The 3,010-nt window shown below is 36.7% G+C and carries 2 protein-coding genes; both read right to left on the reverse strand.

The features are described from left to right. Positions 1 to 88: 88 nt before the first annotated feature. The gene (locus tag ACKI2P_RS03825) at positions 89 to 2,704 is read right to left on the reverse strand and encodes a leucine-rich repeat protein (protein WP_407375172.1); all 2,616 of its coding nucleotides are present in this window, start codon (positions 2,702 to 2,704) and stop codon (positions 89 to 91) included. 79 nt (positions 2,705 to 2,783) lie between these two features. Continuing rightward, a partial coding sequence (locus tag ACKI2P_RS03830) for a hypothetical protein (protein WP_407375174.1) occupies positions 2,784 to 3,010 on the reverse strand: 227 nt, incomplete at its 5' end.

Below are 3,010 nucleotides of genomic sequence, written 5' to 3' on the forward strand. Positions count from 1 at the left end.
ATATGTCTCAAAAATATGTGGAAATTTGGGAACCATCAAAAAGCAGCCTGAAAGTGTTAAATTTTAGAAAGTATTGATAATTAAAGGTTTATGTTTGGTTATTTCTGGTTGTTTTTGGTTGTTTTGGGCTTCTAAATACAATCCAAAATGTTCCATCTCCAATGTGTGATATTTTATTTGTCAAATTTACTGATGTAAGACTGCTGCAACGGTCAAATGCGTTACGGCCAATTTGTGCTACATTTGACAAATCACCTACGGTTGTCAAATACTTACATTCTCCAAATGCTGCATCTTCAATAGATGTTAATTCTTGTGAAAAATTCAAAGAAGTGATACTGCACCCGTTAAATGCGCAAATTCCAATACTTTCAATATTTGATACATCTCCCACATTGGTAAGATTTATACAATTGTCAAATGTCCCGTCTTTTATAGAAGTAAGCTTGTCTGATAAGTTTAAAGTGGTTATACCAGTTCTTGCAAATGCTTCATATCCCAAATATTCAACGTTTGAAAAATCTCCGGCTGTAGTAAGATTACTGCAGTAAGCAAATGCTTTATCACCCACATAGGTTAATTTATTTGAAAAATTTAATGTGGTAATACCAGAGCTTAGAAAAGCATCATTCCCAATGTGTTGAACGTTTGAAACATTTTCTATAGTTGTCAAGTTTTTGCATTCACTGAATGCGCTATTACCTATAGAAATTAATTTGTCAGAAAAAGTTAGGATTTTAACGCCGCATCTGTCAAATGCGTTATTTCCAATAATTTCTACATTGCAAAGGCCTTCAATTTTTTCCAATTTGCTGCAAGTTCGGAATATTCCGTTGTTTATAATTTTGACATTAGATAGATTACCAACGGAGGTTAAATTTTCACACTTTTCAAATGCATATTCCCCTATAGATATTAACTTATTGGATAAATTCAATGTTGTGATGCCACAGCCATAAAATGTTCTGGATCCTATTGATTCAACACCCGATAAATCACCAATTATGGTTAAATCTTTACAATTCATGAATGCATTGTCTCCTATAGATGTCAATTTATTGGAAACATCTATTGTGGTAATTCCACTTTCGCTAAAAGCATTACCTCTAATTTCTTCAACATTTGATAACTTACCTACTGAGTTTAAATTCACGCAACTTTTAAATGCGTCATCGTTAATCTGAGTAACATTATTGAGATTACGTATAAATTTGAGATTGGCACACTCTTTAAATGCCTGAACACCAACGTTTGTAATTGACACAGGCAATGTGATAGATAATAGCTTACTATTTCCTTTAAATGCCCAATTAGGAATACTAGTAATCTCATTATTTAATTTTATAACACCTTTGCCATTTTCATATGTGTTTGAGACTACGTTTATATCTTTTCCCCAATCAATATTATTCAAGTCTATAATACCATTATCAATTGTTGTATACCAAATTTCATCGGTAGTCTTGTTTTGCTCTACAGGTTGACATCTCTGATTGATTTGTACTACTTGAGAAAGAGATCCATTTAAAGAAGTGAATGTAATCAAACCAGACCTTTCCACTTCTCCTGTATTTTCAGAAATTGAGAAGTTTATATGTTTTTTAGATAATGCTCTTGTTTCTACAGCAGTAATCCAGTCAGCTCCAATCTTGTATGAAAAATCAATATTGCACATAACTTCAATATCTACATTTCCTCCCGTATATTCCACATTGTACAAATCTTCTGCTATAACAAGACCATCCTTTTGTTCTTGAATTACTTTTATTGTGTCCGACAGATTGTTTTCTTTGTTTGTGAAAACTATCCTTGCCTGGCGGTTGTCATACTCTTCATTTGTTGCCGCTGTGAAGTAGTATGTGTTGGTGCTCATTGCTTTGGTCTTGCTCTCCTGCAACCAGTTTCCTGAATCAGTGTTTAGAGTCCCATCTTCATTGGTGTATTCAATAAGGTATGTAACATCAACATTGCTGGCTACTTCAATAGCAAAAGTTTCACCCACTGATTTTGCTATGTATTCATCTTTGTTGAGTACTATTGATGGGGCTTCTCCCGCCTGGAAAATCTTTATTGTGTCACATAGTGCCCCTTCTCCTATGATTATTTTGCCCTCACGTTTTTCTACATTCTCATTTTTGGATACAGCAAAGGTAAGTGTTGAGGTTTTTAGCGCTTTTGTGCTTACATATTTGATCCAGTCAGAACATTGCTGGTCAATCTTGTAGGTTATATTTATATTGGCTTTAACCTCTATGTTAATATCTTTTCCTTCAGCCGGAACCTCAAAGGTTGATGATGTTACGGTTAGTGCATCTTTCTGTTTTTGAGTAACTTTTATGGTTTGGGCAGCGGTTCCTGCCTTTATGTTTATAGAGGCAGAGCGCTCTTCAGGTTCTGTGTTTGCTTTGGCGGTTATTGTTATTGTTGCTGCCCCCGCGTTTCCGCTGGTAGGAGAGACACTGCACCAGCCATCTGCACGGTCATTCACCGCCTGGGCACTCCAGGCTGTTGATGCGTTGAAGGTTACACTTAAAGTTCCTCCATCTGTTGAAATTACAGGGTTGAGGTCTGTCCCCGCCGCCAGTTCAATTTTGTCTGTTGGCTTTGGCGATGGAGTAGGCTCTGTGTTTGCCTGTTCGCCTTTATCGCATGAGAATGTAACAAATGCTAAAAGCACTAGAAGGAGATGCTTGAAGTGTTTCATAGGAGTTGTTTTTGTATTGGTCAGTCAACCTTAAAGTGGTAATGGCAACTTGCCAAGTTTCAGGTTGATGCTCACAAAGTTAGTAAAACTGTGGTTTTGCAGCAAGTTCATCCACAAAAAGGGTGTGTTTTGTGGATGAAGTTGGCTGGAAACAGGAGTTGTCCACAAAAAGGGGTGGTTTTGTGGATGAAGCGGATTGAAAACAGGAGTTGTCCACAAAAAGGGGGTGTTTTGTGGATGAAGTTGGCTGAAAACAGGGGTAAGTCGGAGGCCAAGCGGTCTTAGGAAGACAAAATATCTCTCCAA

It is taken from the genome of Methanobrevibacter sp., assembly GCF_045541095.1.
Taxonomy (GTDB): Archaea; Methanobacteriota; Methanobacteria; order Methanobacteriales; family Methanobacteriaceae; genus Methanocatella.

What these genes read in the sequence shown, in the direction of transcription:
- ACKI2P_RS03825 (WP_407375172.1), bottom strand. Translation starts at nt 2,704, where the DNA reads ATGAAACACTTCAAGCATCTCCTTCTAGTGCTTTTAGCATTTGTTACA.